A 17,170-nucleotide genomic window follows, 5' to 3' on the forward strand; every position below is an offset into this window, starting at 1 on the left:
AATAATTTTACAATTTTTGTTGTCTATTTAATCATTTACAAACCATCATGATTTATTTGATTTCCGCCAGTTGCAATTGTATCTGTATACTGATAATGATTCTCAATATCTCATGTTATTAATTATCATTATCAGTATTTTATTGGATGGATTTTTAAATTGTCAGGAATAAAAAGGACGCTTCAACCTGTATCATTGGCAGTAATGGTCGGATTATTAGGGAATGCCGCTATCACCAAATCTGCAAATGCAGAAAAATCGAACAATGCTGTTGCAGCATCAGCAAATAAAGTAAATCAACAAATAACAAAAGATCAAACAACAGATAACCAGTCAACAACGAATGAGTATATTTTTGTTCGTGGAAAAAAGAATGATAATATTCTGACGCAGAATACAGGTGTCAGTTTGATGCCACAGGATATCATGCATACCCCTCAGAATATCAATCTTGTTCCGGCCAAAATTATGGAAGAGCAAAATGTCAAATCTCTTGATGAAGCATTAAAAAATGTACCGGGGGTAACCTCTTCCGTTGGGGAGGGACGTGGCGGCATGTCCGGAAATCAGTTTCTTATCCGCGGTTTTCAGGCCCAGAATGATATTTATGAAGATGGCCTGAGAGATTTCGGTGTCTATAGCCGTGACAGTTTCAATTATGAAAATGTTGTGGTTATTAAGGGTCCATCTTCATCTGTATTTGGGAATGGAACTACGGGTGGTGCCATTAATGTTGTAACAAAAAAACCAATTTTGAAAGATCAATATAAAGCTGAATTTACTGGTGGAAACGGTGATTATTACCGTGGCACTTTTGATTTGAACAAGCAGATTAATGATAATATTGCTGTTCGTATGGAAGGTATGGCCAACAGCAATAATGTTGTGGGAAGAGATAATTTATATTCCCATCGTTGGGGTCTGGCGCCATCCATAGCTTTTGGTCTGGGAACAGATTTAAGTTATGTTTTGCAATTTGTACATCAACAGGATGATCGCATTCCCGATTACGGTGTTCCTGTAATTACAAAACCTGGTCATACAATTGGTAGACCTGCGACTGAATATGGAATAAGAAGGGGAAATTGGTATGGTAACAAAATGGATAAGGACCAAACCCAGGATAACCAGGTTACGGGACGCTTAACCTATAACATCACTCCTGATATTGTTATCCATAACGATACTCGATATGGTAATTATCAACGTCAGTTTTCTGTTACACGACCTAAATGTACGCCAGCAGATTGTAGTGACCCATATTTTGATGGTCGTCCTCAGGACGCTATTATTCAAACGGCAGGTCCAAGTCCATATGAACAGAGCACTTGGTCGTTCCAAAACGTTTTATCAACAATTGCCAATTTCAATACAAGTTTTATCAAACATCAATTAACGGCTGGTGTTGACATTGCCTATGCTCATGAAAGCCGTCATTACGGGCAATTTTCCGCATCCCTGCCAAACAACAATCTTGTTCATCCAACGGATGCGATTGATTATCCAATACATATCATGCCTGGTGATCCCAACAGTAAAGTAGGGGATCCATCCCGTAGATATGGGCATTCCCGTGATGTTGGTGTTTTCTTGTATGACCAGATATGGTTCACCAAAGCCTGGTCAATTAAGGGTGGTTTCCGTTATGACAACTGGGAAGCGTTTTATAATACCCAAGGGGGCAAATCCTTTACAACGCACCGTATGTCGACGAACGATAATGTGTTCAATCCGACAGTAAGTTTGCTCTTCAATCCTGATGAAAATCAGGCCTACTATTTCACATGGTCATCCTCTACAACGCCATTGGGTATGTATTTGACGAATTCGTATGCACCGATGAAGGATGGTCAAAATGGAATGAAACCGGAAAAAAGCCATTTATATGAACTAGGTGGAAAATGGAGTCTTTTGAATCAGCGACTGGGACTGACAGCATCTTTGTTCCATCTTGAAAAAAGCAACCAGATGGTTAGTGATCCATTGTCAGGAGCGGTGACAAGTACGGGTGACAAAGGTTACAATCAGGGGATTGAATTGGGTATATCCGGTAATATCACGAATAATTGGAGCGTTTATGGTGCCTTTGCTGCATATCATAGCAAAGTTACAGGTTCTTTAACGCCTAATGTCAAGGGAAATCGTATGTTCTATGTTCCCTCTCATCAGGGAAATTTATGGACAACGTATAATATAATGCCCAATACACCATACAACCTGTTGATTGGTGGAGGTGTAACATGGCGTGGACCAGTTTATTTGAATAACAGAAACAATGCAAAAGTACCATCAAATGTAACGATTGATGCCATGCTTTCTCATAAATTCGACGATCATTGGAAAGTGTCGTTCAATATTTACAATCTGACCAACCGTTTGAACTATGACTCTTTATTCAGTAATCGTGTGACACCATCTAATGGTAGAGCATTCATGTTCAGTTTGAACATGTTAGAATAACTTTAAAATATAATCAGGTTAGTTTGATGATCATTCATATTCCTCAAGTTTTAAATAAAGAAGAGTTGGCTTACGTTCAGTCTGTTTATAGACGGGCGCCTTTTGTAGATGGTAAGGTAACAGCAGGTGAACAATCTGCCCAGGTCAAGCGTAATATACAAATTGACCAGAAATCATCCGAAAGTAAAGAATTGGGAGAAATTATATTGAAAGCTCTGGGACGTAATCCGATTTTCAATTCCGCAGTTGTTCCTTATCGGGTTTGCCCGCCTTTATTCAACCGTTATGATGAAGGCATGGAGTTTCCTGATCATGTTGATAATGCGTTACGTCCAATTCATGAAGCCAATATGCGTATCAGAACGGATGTATCCTCGACTTTGTTTTTAAATAATCCTGAGGAGTATGATGGTGGAGAGCTGATCATGCATGATCCAAGTGGTGCGCAATCAATCAAGCTCCCTGCTGGCGACATGATTGTTTACCCAACCTACAGCTTGCATTCTGTCAGCAAAATAACGCGTGGCAGTCGTTGGGCATCTTTTTTCTGGACCCAGTCAATGATTCGAGATTCTGACAAGAGGCGGGTTTTATTTGATCTGGATATGTCGATTATTAAGTTAAGAACCAGAATGGATGATAATGATCCTCAGATTTTAGAGTTGACAAATGTTTATCATAATTTGATGCGATTATGGTGTGAGCTATAGATTGAAATAATTTTTAAAAAAGCACTAAAAAAATAAAGTGCTTTTTTTGATTAAAACCTAATGAAATAAAAACATATTTATTAAATATATTTTTATTTATTGACCTTTATAAATAAAAGAAAACCAATCTGAATGCCATAATGACTGACTGTGCTTACATGTTCGGTATAATATAAATCAATTATCCGTTGGGTATAGTTTCATTATTCCATAAGGATTCAAATGTTTGTCGTGGTTTGATAACAAATAATCTTTTATCCTTGATCATCAATTGTAAAGCTTGGGGACGGGCATTATAAGAGGAACTCATGACGTGTCCATAGGCACCGGCATCCAGAATGGCAATTTCATCATTTTCCCTTAATTGGGGAAGTAACCGTTGGCGAGCAAAAATATCACTGGATTCGCATATTGGACCGTCAATATTCTGTTTTTCCAAGGGACGCTTATATATTTCAACCTGTATAGGTAAGATACCGTGCCACGCATCGTACATCGCTGGACGCAAAAGGTCGTTCATGGCAGCATCAAGAATAATGAAAGGGGCTGCCTCTGGCCCATTGTTTTTTCTTCTGATAACTTTGCTGATCAGGATACCTGCCGGACCAACCAGCCAGCGGCCAGGTTCAATGCAAATACGGATATTAAGGGAAGAGAAAATTTCTTGCATTAAATTAGCTAGAGCATATGGGTCGGACTCTTTTTCGTCATAGTAAGAAATGCCAAAACCACCTCCACAGTCTAGAACAGAGACCTCTAATCCTTCTTTACGTGCTTGTTTAACAAGTTTTCCCATTTTTAAAAAAGCTTTTTTATAGGGCTCTACAGATGAAATCTGACTACCAATATGGACATCAAATCCCAATGGGAGAATATTATTCAGTTGGCTTGCTTCTTTGTAAACCTGAAGAGCTTGCTCATAAGCGATACCAAATTTGTTTTCCGCCAAACCTGTAGTAATTTTATGATGCGTTCTGGCATCGACATCAGGATTTATTCTTAAACAAATTGCGGCTTTTTTTCCTGTATCTATTGCTATTTTAGAAATAAGATGAAGCTCTTCACGGCTCTCAACATTGATTTGGCCTATTTCTAATTGAATGGCGGCTTTTAATTCTTCCTCTGTTTTTCCCACTCCTGAAAAACAAATTTTTCGTGGGTTGATATTGACTTTTAGTGCTCTCTTTAATTCACCCAGACTGACAATGTCAACTCCCGCTCCTTCTTTTGCCAAAAGATCAAGTATGGCCAGATGATCATTTGCTTTCACAGCATAATGAATAGAAATGTCCATTTTGTTTTGCAGAAATGCTTTAGAAAGTTTTTGAAAACGTGATGTTAATATATCTGCATTGATTACCCATACAGGACTACCATAATGATCAGTAAGAGATTGAAGTGGAACTTTACCAAAACAGAGCCCCTTCTTTTCATCAATAATAAAGTCTGGATGCGTTTGTAAAAGGGTTTGATAATTTGTTTCAGGTTCGGTTTTAGAAGATGACATTAATCAAAAAGCCTTTAGTCGGAAAAAAATAATATTATACTGATTTTATAACAATCTATAAAAAACAGTAGGATAGAATAATATAATTATTCTTTATTAAGGAAAAAAGAAATAGCGATAAGGGATGGAAAATTGAATATTTTTATCAGGATATTTGCATGCACGATATTTATATCGATTTCAACCTTATCCTATTCCGTTCCCGCAAAAGATTTGCCAGGCATTAGCCAAAAAAACAATCATCGACAATTGGTAAATGCTGCAGAGAAACCTTGGCAGATTTTGGGACGTGTACAAACAGAGCTTGGTACGCATTGTACGGGATTTCTTGTCAGTTCAAGATTGGTGATAACTGCAGCTCATTGTTTATGGATTAGAAAAACCAATCATTTTGTCAACCCACATTCTGTTCATTTTCTTCTGGGATACCAGCGACAAACTTATCGATCAGCTTATAATGTCCTTAATATTATTAAATCAGAAAATTATAAGGGAGAGGGTTCGGAAAAAGCCACATTGGACAATATTCACCATGACTGGGCCTATCTTGTGCTTAATGATAAAAAAACAAATCAAGAGGATTTTTTCGGTTTTAATAAAGATCAACCTTATATCGGTATGAATATATATCTGGCTGGTTATGATCAGGACCGTCAAGAAGTCTTATATGCTGATCAAAAATGTCATGTAACCGATATATTAAAAAATAATGGGGGTAAAACCATTCTTGCGCATGACTGTCAAGCCACATATGGAAGTAGTGGTGCCCCTTTGTTTACAGTAAATAAAAATAAGGAATGGGTTATAACGGCCATTCAGATTGCCGCTTATTCAAATCGTCCCGGTGGCATGGCCGTGTTACTCACCACTCCACCCAGGGATTAATGGATTAGTCTTGAGGTGGATAGGCTCGGGGATAAATTACTTTTTCGGGGGGACCAACCGGTTTAGGAGATGCTTTTTTGCCACATCCAGACAGGGTGATTGTGAGGATTGCAAGACTACCAAGAGCGAAAAAAAGAGAAAAAAAACGTTTCATGATATATCCTTTAATTTATCGATCCATATTTTTGCAGATTTTCTTACATTTTTGGGAGCGGTGCCACCTTCACTGGTTCGAGAGGCAAGTGAGGACTGAACTCCTAAAACTGAATATATATCATTGTTAATCAAAGGTTCGATTTCCTGCATTTTTTGTAAAGGCACATTCTCAAGAGCAAGATTATGTGTTTCGGCATAGCTGACAATTTTTCCTGTTACATGATGAGCTGTTCTGAAGGGTAATTCTAATTCTTTAACCAGCCAGTCTGCGAGATCTGTGGCTGTAGAGAAACCGGACCCTGCCCAATAGGCCATATTGTCTTGATTGGCCTTTAAATCTGCAATCATTCCTGAACAAGCGGCTAAACACAGAATAATAGTTTCGGTTGCAGCAAAAACCTGTTCCTTGTCTTCTTGCATATCTTTAACATATGCGAGAGGAAGACCCTTCATAACGGTCAAAAGTCCTGTAAGCGCCCCTGAAATTCGTCCAACTTTGGCCCGAACCAGTTCGGCGGCATCTGGATTTCGTTTTTGTGGCATGATGGATGAACCTGTAGTATAGGCATCTGAAAGCTGGATAAAAGAAAAAGGAGGTGAACACCAAATTACAATTTCTTCCGCCATGCGTGAAAGATGAATCGATATGATGGAAAGAGCGGAAAGATATTCCAGGGCAAAATCACGATCAGAGACCGCGTCAAGTGAATTTGCCATGGGACGGTCAAATCCCAATAATTTAGAAGTCAATTGGCGGTCAATTGGGAATGAGGTGCCAGCTAAAGCCGCCGCACCCAAGGGATTTTCATTTAGTCGTCTGCGTGCATCTATCAATCGTCCCCGATCCCGATTCAACATTTCTGTATAAGCCAGTAAATGATGACCGAACGTTACCGGTTGGGCAGATTGCAAATGAGTGAAACCGGGCATAGCTGTTTCCGCATATTCCAGAGCTCGGGAAGCAAGGGTCAGCATCAGATGATTTATCATTGGAATTAATTCATCGATATTTTGTCTGATCCATAAACGAAAATCTGTCGCAACTTGGTCATTTCTTGAACGTGCTGTATGAAGCCTTTTTCCTGCCTCACCGATACGTTCTGCCAAACGGGCTTCGATATTCATATGAATATCCTCAAGGGCTCTGCTAAATTCGAATTGACCAGATTGAATTTCTCGCTCAATTTCCCTAAGGCCTTGATGAATACTGTTTTTATCCGTTTCGGAAATTATTTTCTGTTTGGCCAGCATTTCTGCATGAGCTATTGACCCTTGTATATCCTGTTTCCATAAGTTTTTATCAAAGCCGATAGAGGCATTTATTTGCTCCATAATGGCTGAAGGTCCAGAGGTGAAACGTCCTCCCCACTGTTTGTTGGCAGTTTTTTGATTCAAGAATTCAATCTCCTAATTTATTGGTATATATAATCTTAATAATCTTACGTAATTAATATTTAAACTGTATTAATAAAGAACTTATCCTATTCGAACATAAGGAATCAACATTTTGAGAATTGAGGATGTTTTCAATATGAAAATGCACAGTTTTATGAAAGAAAAACAAGATAATATAAAATCTGATTCACAATATTTAACTTTGTTATCCCAATGGATAAAATTTGAACAACATAATGAAAATTGGCAAGAAAATATTCTAACAAAACTTGGATCTTTTCCGCATCTTTTTACCTATGACAAAAATCAGTTAATTGAGGAATTTAATTTATCTGAAAAGGATATAGCGTTTATTTCCCTTATTTATGCAGCAAGTATACGTATTTTGAAATCAGAAATTTATAATAAAAACATTCTACAGTTTAAAAAATATTTAACCGATTATCTAATTGCTTTCTTATCAAGAGAAACGATTGAACATTTCTATATTATTCTTCTCGATAGGAATGCCCATATCATTTCAATCAGTCATCAAACTTCAGGAACCGTGAGTACCACATCCATCCATATCCGTGAAATAGCGAAATATGCTCTTAAATTCGATGTTGAATCCTTGATTCTGGTACATAATCATCCTAGTGGAATAGCGTTACCTTCGGAAGCGGATAAAAAGTTAACATATATATTAGTTGAAGCCTTGGAAGCAGTTAATATTGATATCGCCGATCATATAATAATCGGGAATGGTATCTATTTTTCTTTTGTGGAAAGTGGATTGCTTAATCCCCAGAACAAAGAAATGATAATGCCGCTTTAATTCCGAATTCTCCGGGTAAACCATTATATGGAAAATTTATATTGACATGTCCCATTTTTCGACCCGGTTTTGCTTCCTTTTTTCCGTATAAATGTCCTATCATTCGATCATTTTCTAAAATCTTTGGCCAATATTCCAGTGTTTGGGGGCCTATAAGATTTTTCATAATGGCATCCGAATGTCGAGCTATAGGCGGTAAGGGAAGATTTGCGACAGCACGAATATGCATTTCAAATTGGTCAAAGGGACAGGCATTCATTGTCCAATGTCCTGAATTGTGAGGACGGGGTGCTATTTCATTGACAAGAATATTATCCTGATCATCAATGAACATTTCAACTCCCAAGATACCAACAAGTTTGAGAGCCTGGGCTATCTTAACTGCGATTTCTTTGGCTTTATTTTGCAATGCTGAGGTAATTCGGGCTGGTGCGATGCTGAGGTCAAGAATTCCATTTTTATGTCGGTTTTCAGTAACATCGAATGTTTGTAATTCATCATGTTCATTCTGAACAACCATCACGCTAATTTCTTTATAAAAGTTTACTTTTTTTTCAGCAATTAGAGGATGGGGCTTCAAATTTTTAAAGGCTTTTTTGAATTCTTCGTCGGTACGGATAACGGCCTGACCTTTACCATCATATCCCAATCTAGTGGTTTTTAGGATAAAAGGAAGCCCCAGTTTTTCTGCCGCATTTATGCCATCTTCTAACTGAAAAATAGAAATCCATTGAGTGGTTGGAATATCATGTTGATTTAAAAAGTCTTTTTCAAGAAACCTGTCTTGGCTGATTTTTAAGACATTGCTGGAAGGATGAACAGGTCGTACGGTGGCAAGATATTCTATTCCTTCTATATTTATATTTTCAAATTCAAATGTTATGACATCAACCTGTTCAGCAAATTGTTTTAAAATTGATTGATCATGATAAGATCCAATCGTAATGCCAGAAGCCACTTGAGCGGCAGGGGCATCCATAATGTCAGATAAAATATGTGTTCTAAATCCAAGACGTGCCGCCGCTACAGCAGACATTCTGCCTAATTGTCCGCCTCCAACGATTCCTATGGTTGAATTAGGTAAGAGCATAAGTCCCTCTTATTAATAATGTATAATTAAAGTGGAGAAATAGCGACAGAATCTGTTTGTGCTTTGCGCCAGGAAACTAAGCGTTGAGCGATTGACTGATCAGCGATAGATAGGATAGATATTGCCAAAAGTGCCGCATTAATGGCCCCAGCTTTTCCGATGGCCAAGGTGCCAACCGGAATACCTGCAGGCATTTGCACAATTGATAACAAACTGTCCTTACCGTTTAGGGCATGGGTTTGCATTGGTACACCAAGAACAGGTAAATGTGTCCAGGCGGCAACCATACCGGGAAGATGTGCAGCGCCACCTGCGCCTGCAATAATAACCCTGATTCCCCGTTCAACAGCGGATATTGCATATTCTCTTAATCGATCGGGTGTACGATGAGCCGATACAATTTTTACTTCATGTGATATATCAAGTTTTTTTAATATATCAGCACTGTGACTCATAATATCCCAGTCCGACTGGCTGCCCATAATAACACCAACAGCAAGGGAGATATTTGATGAAGAGGGATGGGATAATGGCATAATTAATTTAGATCGTCGGATTGATTGTTTTTTTCAGAATAATTGGAAAATATATGATTGATATCTAGCTCTTCTTTCTTTGTTTTTGAAGATTCCTGATGTTCTGTTGTTTCTGAGGGATTAAGGGAAGAGGTATCCGTCTCATCCTTCTCAACACGTCTGTTCGCCTCGGCAACAGCACTGTTTAAATCCATTTGACTGCATAATCCCAGTATGATTGGATCACGTGGTTTAATATTAGCGGAATTCCAATGCTGTTTATCTCTTACCTTGGCAATTGTATCTTTAGTCGTCCCCAAAAGCTTGGCAATTTGCTGATCTAGCAATTGGGGATAGTTTCTTAACAGGAAGGCAATTGCATCAGGACGATCATTTCTCTTTGAAATGGGAGTATATCTTGCGCCTTTTGATCGCTTGACGATTTGCATGCGATTTGCTGATAGTTTTAGCTTTCGATCTGGATCAGCCTCACAGCGATTAATCTCTTCTTGGGTTAACTGTCCATTAGCAACAGGATCATAGCCAATGATACTTTGAGCTACCTCGCCATCGGCAATTGCCTGGACTTCCAAAGGATGCATGCCACAAAATTCTGCAATTTGATTAAAGGTTAAAGCAGTTTTTTCAATAAGCCATACTGCGGTAGCCTTAGGCATAAGAGGTAAGGTCATGACAATCCTGTATGATAAAAATAGAGTAGAATATTATTAAAAACTTAAAACTGTAAATTTTAAGTTAAAACAATATAGACTATTTTAAAAGTTGTAATGTAATTTAGTAATTTTATTTGATTGATGTAAGGGTGATGAAGTCACCCTTACATCAATAAGGTTAATAAAATAATCTAATTATTTAAACCTTTTTTTGTCCGATACCAGCAAAACGCTTGTTAAATTTCGCAACTTGACCCCGTGTATCATTGATACGCTGAACTCCGGTCCATGCAGGATGAGATTTAGGATCTACGTCAAGACGCAATGTATCGCCATTAGAGCCATAACAGGAACGGGTTTTGAATTCAGTACCGTCTGTCATGACGACTGTAATTTCGTGATAATCTGGATGGATATCGTTTTTCATGATTTTCTCTTAACAGATTGTAAAAAAAACTCCGTTAACAGACGGAGAAAGAAAATGTATTTATAGTCATTTTACTGCTCGAAATCAATCTCTTCTTTGTTATTTTTTACTGTTTGACATTTTTTTCTTATTTAAAATTCTTTTTTCAAATATAATTGATACGTAACTATTTTTTAGAGCAATTGAATGGAAATGAAAATGAGTAATGAAAATATGGCTAAAAAAAGTAGGAGCATTAAATGGATTCATGAATTTGAATCCTTTATCATGCGGGGTAATGTTGTTGATCTGGCTGTGGGTATTATCGTTGGTGCCGCTTTTACAAGTGTGGTTAAAAGTTTGGTGAATGATATTTTCAATCCCATCATTGGTTTGTTTCTAGGTGGTGTCGATTTCAGTAATTTATTTATCACCTTAAAGGGACCTCATGTTAAAACACTGGCCGAGGCACAAAGAATAGGTGCGGTAACTTTAAACTTTGGAGTTTTTCTCAACACGATTATTCAGTTTCTAATTATCGGATTTGTTGTTTTCCTGATTGTCAGAGGGTTGAATGATATCTATAATCGCATCAAGACGCAGCAAGAAGTTAAAGCCGCACAACCAACAAAACAGGAAGTTTTACTGCAGGAAATAAGAGATATTCTTGCAAACAGAAAACAATCATAGATCAATTTTTGATAAATTGATTACAAGTCTATGGGAACAAAGAAGTTTTAAATGTTTAAGCGATATGTTTTATTAGGATTAACCCTTTTTTTGTTTCCCTTGAGTGCCTGTCAATCACAAGAAAATTCATTAAAGTCATCTGAACGCGTAACCCCACATTCCATTGCCTACAATTACATATTTACTCATGGTATGTGTATTGGTTATCTAGGTAGCTTATCTTCTGTTTCATTGACTGATTTCCAGGATATTTTTTTAAAGGATCAAAATGCTAAACATTACGTTATGATGGCATTATCGAAACCGAATAAGCATAATTTGAAAAATGCAAAAAATTCTGTGGAAATACTGATACAGTCTTTGAATAAAAATAATATTCGTTAAAAATTGAGCAGTTCTTTTAAACTGCTCATGAAATAATTCTAGGATGATCTTTTGGTTTTTCTTCTCAAGCTTCCCTCTTCCATAAATAGAAGCAGGGGAGCGGCAATGAAGATGGAGGAAGAAGTTCCCACTATAATACCAAATAACATTATCCAGGCAAAACCAGAAAGAGATGCACCACCGAACAGAGCAAGAGGTAAGGCGGCTAAAAACACGGTAAACGAAGTGGCAAGGGTTCTGCTTAACGTTTCATTAATTGATAGGTCAAGCAATTCTTGAAATGGCATGGAATGATATTTTCTTAGATTTTCCCTTACTCGATCATATACGACAACTTTATCGTTTGTTGAATAACCTAGAATTGTCAAGATGGCAGCCACCATGACCAGATCGAATTCAAAATGTGTGATTACAAGAAATCCGATTGTTTTTGTTAAATCAAGAAGCAAGGTTATAATGGCGCTAAGTGCAAATTCCCATTCAAATCGAAACCAGATATAAATCATAATCATAAAAAGACTAATTCCAAGTGCCAAAAGCCCATTTCTGAATAATTCAGAGGAAACAGAGGCACCAACAGCATCGGCTCGTACAATTTTTGTACCAGTTTCATAATTTGTAACGGCTGATCTGACTTTGCTGATCAATATCTGGGTTGCATCGCCATTATTTTCTTTGGGTGCGTCAAGCCGGATCAGGACATTATTTTTCCCACCAAATTGTTGTAATCCAGCTGCTGTAATGTCGGCATCAGATAAAAATTTGCGCAATTTGCTAAAATCAGCAGGTTCAGGAGTTTGCGCTTCAACCACAATACCGCCACGGAAATCCAGTCCCAATGTCAAGCCGGGATGAAAGAAAAGAATAATTGATGCAATAGATAAAACCGCTGATGTTATCAGGCCGGCAAAGCGTCCACGCATAAAATGAATTTTTGTGCCATGTGGGACGAGATGTAATAAAGGACGACCAAGCATATTCTTTCTTTCAAATCGGAAGTTCTTTAGGGCGGGTGACAGCATACCAGCGAATTGTCAGCATCCAGGAGAGGCATAAGGTGGTGAAAAGGGTCGTAACAATACCAATGGTGATAGTCAATGCAAATCCCTTGACCGCACCCGTTCCAAATATGAATAACATGACGTGTGCAATGAAAGCGGTGACGTTACTGTCGATGATTGTATTGAGAGCACGATCAAATCCAGTTTGTAAAGCGTTAAGGGGCGTACGGCCATTACGTGTTTCTTCGCGAATGCGTTCATTGATAAGAATATTTGCGTCAACTGCCATTCCAAGGGTTAGAAGCATTCCCGCCATACCTGGCAAGGTTAGTGTCGCTTCGAAAAGAGATAAAATGGCACTCATCAATACGAGATTTGCAAATAAAGCGATGTTCGCATAGAGACCAAAACGACCATAAAATAGAAGCATAAAAATAATCACAAGGACAAAACCGCTTACCAGACTCAATCCTCCAGCCCTGATAGCATCAGCCCCCAGTGATGGACCAATTGAACGTTCTTCCATCACTTTTAGCGGAGCAGGCAAGGCACCTGCTCGTAAAAGTAAGGCAAGATCAGTGGCTTTTTGCGCATCAAATCCGCCTGTAATTTGACCATTCCCGCCTGTGATTGGAGTCCGAATGACAGGTGCCTCTATAACCTTATTATCCAATACTATAGCAAAACGTTTGTTGATATTGGCACGGGTAACATTTGCGAAAGATTGTGCGCCTGCATTGTCAAAACTGAAATTTACTGCATATTCGCCACTTTGCTGATCAAATCCAGCACTTGCTCCTGTTAGGTCGGCACCGTCAACTTCAATATGATCACGTATTGGTAATTTTTCATTTTCATTTCCAGCTGTTGGAAGAAATGTTACACCGGGTGGAGGTAGGTTTGGGTTTGCATTTTCATCCAATAAGTGAAATGTCATTTTAGCTGTTGTACCAAGTAATTGCTTAATCCGGTTCGGATCACTGACGCCCGGTAGCTGAACAACGATTCTGTCTGTACCCTGACGGGTTATGGATGGATCGACAGCACCTGTTGCATCGATACGTTTGCGAACAATTTCAATGGATTGAGTTACCGCCTCGCTTGCGCGGTGCTGCATTGCATCAGTTGAAAGTTCCATTCTAATTTGATCATTGTTATTACTAACCTCAAATTCATTGGGAACCGCTTTTGGCATTGATCTCAATGCAGATATAACACCCTCTTTTTCACTTGGATCACGCAAATTAAAAACAATGGTATGATCTTTGGGAACCATATGTAAATTGCGATAACCCAGATTTTTGGAAATAAGGGTTTGCCGAACATTGTCACTCAACGTCTGTAAACGGTTTTTGCTGATGGTCTCCACATCCACCTGCATCAGTAAATAGGATCCTCCTTTTAAATCAAGGCCAAGATGGATCTGATGCCAAGGTATCTTAAAAGATGGATGTTTAACAAAATTGGGTAAACATAATAATAGCCCCATGAAACAAGTGGCGAAAACCAGGGCAAGTTTTGTTCGACTGTAATACATCATCGCAGTAACGACTAAATCCTTTTTGTCCCGATGGACTGAAAATGGTTAAAGGGAACGTTTAACAACAGGGTCGTTGTCATGTTATTCGATGCAATATGTTTTGGTTATAATACTATTATATGGCAAGGTATATATAGCATTATAAATAAAAACAATGTTTAAATACGTTTAAGAATATTTTATTTTCTATCCAAATTTAAGAAAAATTGTAAGTTTAAATTTAATATAAAGCGAGAAAACAAATGGCAGAACAGTCGATTTTGCGTGTGGGTATTGCTGGGGCGGGATATTTTGGTCGTTTTCATGCTTTAAAATCTTTTAAAGCAGAGCGTGAAAATCTGATCGGTATCTATGATCCAGTAATTGGCAATGCAATAAAAGTTGGAAAAGAAGCCGGTAATGTTCCCTATATGCCACTTGACCAGCTGTTACAATCTTGTGATGCCTTGATTATTGCCGCACCTGCCGAATTTCATTATGAATTGGCCCTTGAGGCCCTTGAAAAAGGTAGGCATGTTTTAATAGAAAAACCGATTGCCTCAACGCTTGATCAGGCTGATCATCTCATTGATCTGGCAAATAGTCGTGGACTTGTCTTGCAAGTTGGGCATCTTTTACGTTATTCAGTGGAACAGAAAGTTATACATGAACGTATAAAGAAGCCTTTATATATTGAAACCATGCGAATTGCACCTTTCAAGCCGAGAGGGGTTGATGTTTCTGTTATTCTTGATCTAATGATCCATGATCTCGATCTTGTTCTAGCTATCGTACCATCTCATATACGAAAAGTGGATGCGTTGGGTGCATCCGTGACATCAGAATTCGAAGACATAGCAAATGCTCGGGTTACTTTTGAAAATGGATGCGTTGCGACCATTGCAGCCAGTCGTATTTCCTTAAAAACTGAGCGTAAAATGCGAATTTTTTCCGAAGAAGGGTATTTATCGGCTGATTTTGTGGAAAATCAATTGGTCATGATTGGAAAAGAAAAGGGTATGCCTTTACCTGGTACCAATGGATTTAGAAGAGAAGTGGTGAAATGGAAAGATCATGATAATATGGAGGCTGAGCATAATGCTTTTGTAAAATCCTGTCTTGATGGAATACCAGTTCTCGTGGATGGGGTTGCGGGGCGAAGGGCTTTGAATGCAGCATTGGCGGTGATCAAAAGTATAAAAGAATCAAGAGAGCGAATGCAGGTTTCTGGATTATTGAATTCTAAAACAAATAGCTTTTAATATTAATATATCTTTAAAGGGATATGGTTCTGTAATTTACCATGATGTAACAAAACAGTTTTGTTGGTTTGTGCTAATTGTTATGAAGAAATGGTAAATAATGCGTTTTTCACATCGATGGAAATGATCAGCATGATAAAAAGTTTTGCAGTATTAATTTTCGAAGTTTCACAATTAATTTTCCATAAAAATTAATATTGATGTGAAAATGATATGATCCAGTGGCAAATGATTTCATGCTATCTAGGATTATATTTTAAAATTTTTAAACAGGATAATATTACAATAACCATTTACTAAAAAATGAACTGTATAATCGTCATAATATAGATTAAATGACATTTATAATAATACAAGGTTGTTGTTTTTGAAATAAATGAAAAATTAACAGGAGAAGCCTTTAAATCAAGTTATCGAAAATATTTTTATTTTGATAACTTGATTTAATGTAAAAAATTATTGAAGCGCCTTTTTTATTTGTAATGCTAGCGCAGGATTCCACATTGCGCCGGTTGCACTCATGACAGCATCAGCACCCAGGGAAAGATATGTTTGATAATGTTCTGGGCTATTGACCCCCCCAACACCTATAATGACAAATTTTTCATTATGATTGGCTCTCCATTCATATAGGCGGGAAACCATTTCTTCACCGGCCCAACGAATTGCATCACCACAAACTCCTCCTGTTGGACGATCCCCTCCCAAAGCCTGTTTACCTTGAGAGGTCACAGGTCTTGCCGAAAGGGTGTTGATTGCGCAGAAGCCGTCAACGATAGGAGCCAATCTTTCAAGAAAAGAATAAAGAAGTTTGTTATCTTTAAAATAAGCCAATTTAAGCATCAATGGTTTATCTGGTACGGCATTCTTGATCGCGTGGGCAATCCGTTCAACCTTATCAATATCAAAACATAAAAGGTTATTTACCCCTTCATTGGGACAGCTCAAATTTGCCTCTAGAAGGGGAACACCTGTCTCATCGACCAAACGGGCCGCTTCTGCATAATTTTCCTCGATATGATTGGTAACACCCAATGTGCCCTGGAAACTGCCGATTACAACCTGTCCAGGTTTTGCATAATTAACTGCGTCCTCCATGTCAGGTTGCCATATATCTGGATCAAAAGAAGGGACACCAAAAGAGTTTGTTATGGATAAAGGCAAATCATAATTTTGATCAGCTAATACTGTATCAACATTTTCTGAAAGTCTATGTTCCGGATGGACAGCCAAGACATTGGGAAGGGGATGGCATTTATATTTTTTTGTTCTGACCGTCTTATAGACGCACAAATCATATCCCCAGTCCAGTGCCGCCTTTACATATTTGCCATTGAGTAAAGGTCCGGCGGGAATACCGAATGGTAGATTAATCTTATTTCCCAGAAAATGAACAGTAGGTTGGTTTACAATAGAAATTTCCGGTTTTTGTGTAAAATCTCCAAAAGGGCCTTTCTGGTAGTTTTCCTCATAACTTAACCTTGGATTGTAAAATGGATAGCTATGATTTTCCATGAACAGGGTTCCTCCTTATAATTATACGTGATTTTCAAATTGTTGATATTTAAAGCCGGAAGTTGCTTGATATTTCATGTCATTCCTACAACATATTACAAAATATATGGCTGTCATGACAGACAATTCAATCAGGTAAAACAAATAATTTAAAATTACAGGATTTACTGATTAAATGGATTAC

17 protein-coding genes are annotated in these 17,170 nt (G+C 37.9%); 7 read left to right on the top strand and 10 right to left on the bottom strand.

Annotated features, from left to right (window positions below; translation table 11 throughout):
• The first annotated feature begins 159 nt into the window (after window positions 1-159).
• On the top strand, window positions 160-2,460 hold the full coding sequence (locus H3R33_RS02925; RefSeq protein ID WP_232342194.1) for a TonB-dependent siderophore receptor: 2,301 nt from the start codon (window positions 160-162) through the stop codon (window positions 2,458-2,460).
• Window positions 2,461-2,486: 26 nt separating this feature from the next.
• On the top strand, window positions 2,487-3,170 hold the full coding sequence (locus H3R33_RS02930; RefSeq protein ID WP_198185250.1) for a Fe2+-dependent dioxygenase: 684 nt from the start codon (window positions 2,487-2,489) through the stop codon (window positions 3,168-3,170).
• Between the two features lie 181 nt (window positions 3,171-3,351).
• On the opposite strand, the gene lysA is transcribed toward H3R33_RS02930, so the two are convergent.
• On the bottom strand, window positions 3,352-4,677 hold the full coding sequence (gene lysA / locus H3R33_RS02935; protein WP_198185251.1) for a diaminopimelate decarboxylase: 1,326 nt from the start codon (window positions 4,675-4,677) through the stop codon (window positions 3,352-3,354).
• Between the two features lie 132 nt (window positions 4,678-4,809).
• Between lysA and H3R33_RS02940 the strand changes: the two genes are divergently transcribed.
• Entirely contained in the window at window positions 4,810-5,562 is a 753-nt protein-coding gene (locus H3R33_RS02940; RefSeq protein WP_198185252.1) for a serine protease, read from the top strand.
• Between the two features lie 4 nt (window positions 5,563-5,566).
• On the opposite strand, the gene H3R33_RS02945 is transcribed toward H3R33_RS02940, so the two are convergent.
• Both H3R33_RS02945 and argH read right to left on the bottom strand, forming a co-directional pair.
• Window positions 5,567-5,716, bottom strand: coding sequence for a hypothetical protein (locus H3R33_RS02945; protein ID WP_196424512.1), 150 nt, complete (start codon window positions 5,714-5,716; stop codon window positions 5,567-5,569).
• Complete coding sequence (gene argH / locus H3R33_RS02950; RefSeq protein ID WP_232342195.1) at window positions 5,713-7,113, bottom strand: argininosuccinate lyase; 1,401 nt, start codon at window positions 7,111-7,113, stop codon at window positions 5,713-5,715. Before argH ends, H3R33_RS02945 begins: the two co-directional genes overlap by 4 nt.
• 154 nt (window positions 7,114-7,267) lie before the next feature.
• On the opposite strand from argH, the gene H3R33_RS02955 reads away from it, so the two are divergent.
• Window positions 7,268-7,930, top strand: coding sequence for a RadC family protein (locus tag H3R33_RS02955; protein WP_198185253.1), 663 nt, complete (start codon window positions 7,268-7,270; stop codon window positions 7,928-7,930).
• On the opposite strand, the gene H3R33_RS02960 is transcribed toward H3R33_RS02955, so the two are convergent.
• The 4 genes from H3R33_RS02960 to rpmE all read right to left on the bottom strand — a co-directional run bounded on the left by H3R33_RS02960 (window position 7,893) and on the right by rpmE (window position 10,636).
• The gene (locus H3R33_RS02960) at window positions 7,893-9,020 is read right to left on the bottom strand and encodes a 5-(carboxyamino)imidazole ribonucleotide synthase (RefSeq protein WP_198185254.1); all 1,128 of its coding nucleotides are present in this window, start codon (window positions 9,018-9,020) and stop codon (window positions 7,893-7,895) included. The two genes, H3R33_RS02955 and H3R33_RS02960, sit on opposite strands and share 38 nt — an antisense overlap.
• A gap of 26 nt (window positions 9,021-9,046) precedes the next feature.
• Window positions 9,047-9,556: a 5-(carboxyamino)imidazole ribonucleotide mutase gene (gene purE, locus H3R33_RS02965; RefSeq protein ID WP_198185255.1), complete on the bottom strand. Its 510-nt coding sequence runs from the start codon at window positions 9,554-9,556 to the stop codon at window positions 9,047-9,049.
• 2 nt (window positions 9,557-9,558) lie between these two features.
• Window positions 9,559-10,227, bottom strand: a complete 669-nt coding sequence (locus H3R33_RS02970; protein WP_198185256.1) for a DUF1013 domain-containing protein — start codon at window positions 10,225-10,227, stop codon at window positions 9,559-9,561.
• 181 nt (window positions 10,228-10,408) lie between these two features.
• Window positions 10,409-10,636 (bottom strand): 50S ribosomal protein L31, encoded by a 228-nt coding sequence (gene rpmE / locus H3R33_RS02975; protein WP_110438117.1) that lies wholly within the window; start codon window positions 10,634-10,636, stop codon window positions 10,409-10,411.
• A 198-nt stretch (window positions 10,637-10,834) separates the two neighbouring features.
• Here rpmE and mscL point away from each other — a divergent pair, with 198 nt between their 5' ends.
• Both mscL and H3R33_RS02985 read left to right on the top strand, forming a co-directional pair.
• The gene (gene mscL, locus H3R33_RS02980) at window positions 10,835-11,305 is read left to right on the top strand and encodes a large-conductance mechanosensitive channel protein MscL (protein WP_230880500.1); all 471 of its coding nucleotides are present in this window, start codon (window positions 10,835-10,837) and stop codon (window positions 11,303-11,305) included.
• A gap of 51 nt (window positions 11,306-11,356) precedes the next feature.
• Entirely contained in the window at window positions 11,357-11,689 is a 333-nt protein-coding gene (locus H3R33_RS02985) for a hypothetical protein (RefSeq protein ID WP_198185257.1), read from the top strand.
• A 38-nt stretch (window positions 11,690-11,727) separates the two neighbouring features.
• Here the strand turns inward: H3R33_RS02985 and secF are convergent, their stop codons facing one another.
• Window positions 11,728-12,666 (bottom strand): protein translocase subunit SecF, encoded by a 939-nt coding sequence (secF, locus tag H3R33_RS02990; RefSeq protein ID WP_198185258.1) that lies wholly within the window; start codon window positions 12,664-12,666, stop codon window positions 11,728-11,730.
• A gap of 10 nt (window positions 12,667-12,676) precedes the next feature.
• Window positions 12,677-14,230 carry a protein translocase subunit SecD gene (gene secD, locus H3R33_RS02995; RefSeq protein ID WP_198185259.1) on the bottom strand — a complete coding sequence of 518 codons (1,554 nt, stop codon included), beginning with the start codon at window positions 14,228-14,230 and terminating at the stop codon, window positions 12,677-12,679.
• 242 nt (window positions 14,231-14,472) lie between these two features.
• Here secD and H3R33_RS03000 point away from each other — a divergent pair, with 242 nt between their 5' ends.
• The gene (locus tag H3R33_RS03000; RefSeq protein WP_198185260.1) at window positions 14,473-15,471 is read left to right on the top strand and encodes a Gfo/Idh/MocA family protein; all 999 of its coding nucleotides are present in this window, start codon (window positions 14,473-14,475) and stop codon (window positions 15,469-15,471) included.
• A 456-nt stretch (window positions 15,472-15,927) separates the two neighbouring features.
• On the opposite strand, the gene H3R33_RS03005 is transcribed toward H3R33_RS03000, so the two are convergent.
• Complete coding sequence (locus H3R33_RS03005; RefSeq protein ID WP_198185261.1) at window positions 15,928-16,986, bottom strand: tRNA-dihydrouridine synthase; 1,059 nt, start codon at window positions 16,984-16,986, stop codon at window positions 15,928-15,930.
• Between the last annotated feature and the right edge of the window lie 184 nt (window positions 16,987-17,170).

It is taken from the genome of Commensalibacter sp. B14384M2, assembly GCF_016101865.1.
Taxonomy (GTDB): domain Bacteria; phylum Pseudomonadota; class Alphaproteobacteria; order Acetobacterales; family Acetobacteraceae; genus Commensalibacter; species Commensalibacter melissae.

Bases quoted from the DNA above. Each gene is read 5' to 3' on its own strand.
- H3R33_RS02930 (WP_198185250.1), top strand. From the start codon at position 2,487: ATGATCATTCATATTCCTCAAGTTTTAAATAAAGAAGAGTTGGCTTAC.
- lysA (WP_198185251.1), bottom strand. From the start codon at position 4,677: ATGTCATCTTCTAAAACCGAACCTGAAACAAATTATCAAACCCTTTTA.
- H3R33_RS02945 (WP_196424512.1), bottom strand. From the start codon at position 5,716: ATGAAACGTTTTTTTTCTCTTTTTTTCGCTCTTGGTAGTCTTGCAATC.
- H3R33_RS02955 (WP_198185253.1), top strand. From the start codon at position 7,268: ATGAAAGAAAAACAAGATAATATAAAATCTGATTCACAATATTTAACT.
- H3R33_RS02960 (WP_198185254.1), bottom strand. From the start codon at position 9,020: ATGCTCTTACCTAATTCAACCATAGGAATCGTTGGAGGCGGACAATTA.
- purE (WP_198185255.1), bottom strand. From the start codon at position 9,556: ATGCCATTATCCCATCCCTCTTCATCAAATATCTCCCTTGCTGTTGGT.
- H3R33_RS02970 (WP_198185256.1), bottom strand. From the start codon at position 10,227: ATGACCTTACCTCTTATGCCTAAGGCTACCGCAGTATGGCTTATTGAA.
- rpmE (WP_110438117.1), bottom strand. From the start codon at position 10,636: ATGAAAAACGATATCCATCCAGATTATCACGAAATTACAGTCGTCATG.
- mscL (WP_230880500.1), top strand. From the start codon at position 10,835: ATGAGTAATGAAAATATGGCTAAAAAAAGTAGGAGCATTAAATGGATT.
- H3R33_RS02985 (WP_198185257.1), top strand. From the start codon at position 11,357: ATGTTTAAGCGATATGTTTTATTAGGATTAACCCTTTTTTTGTTTCCC.
- secF (WP_198185258.1), bottom strand. From the start codon at position 12,666: ATGCTTGGTCGTCCTTTATTACATCTCGTCCCACATGGCACAAAAATT.
- secD (WP_198185259.1), bottom strand. From the start codon at position 14,230: ATGATGTATTACAGTCGAACAAAACTTGCCCTGGTTTTCGCCACTTGT.
- H3R33_RS03000 (WP_198185260.1), top strand. From the start codon at position 14,473: ATGGCAGAACAGTCGATTTTGCGTGTGGGTATTGCTGGGGCGGGATAT.
- H3R33_RS03005 (WP_198185261.1), bottom strand. From the start codon at position 16,986: ATGGAAAATCATAGCTATCCATTTTACAATCCAAGGTTAAGTTATGAG.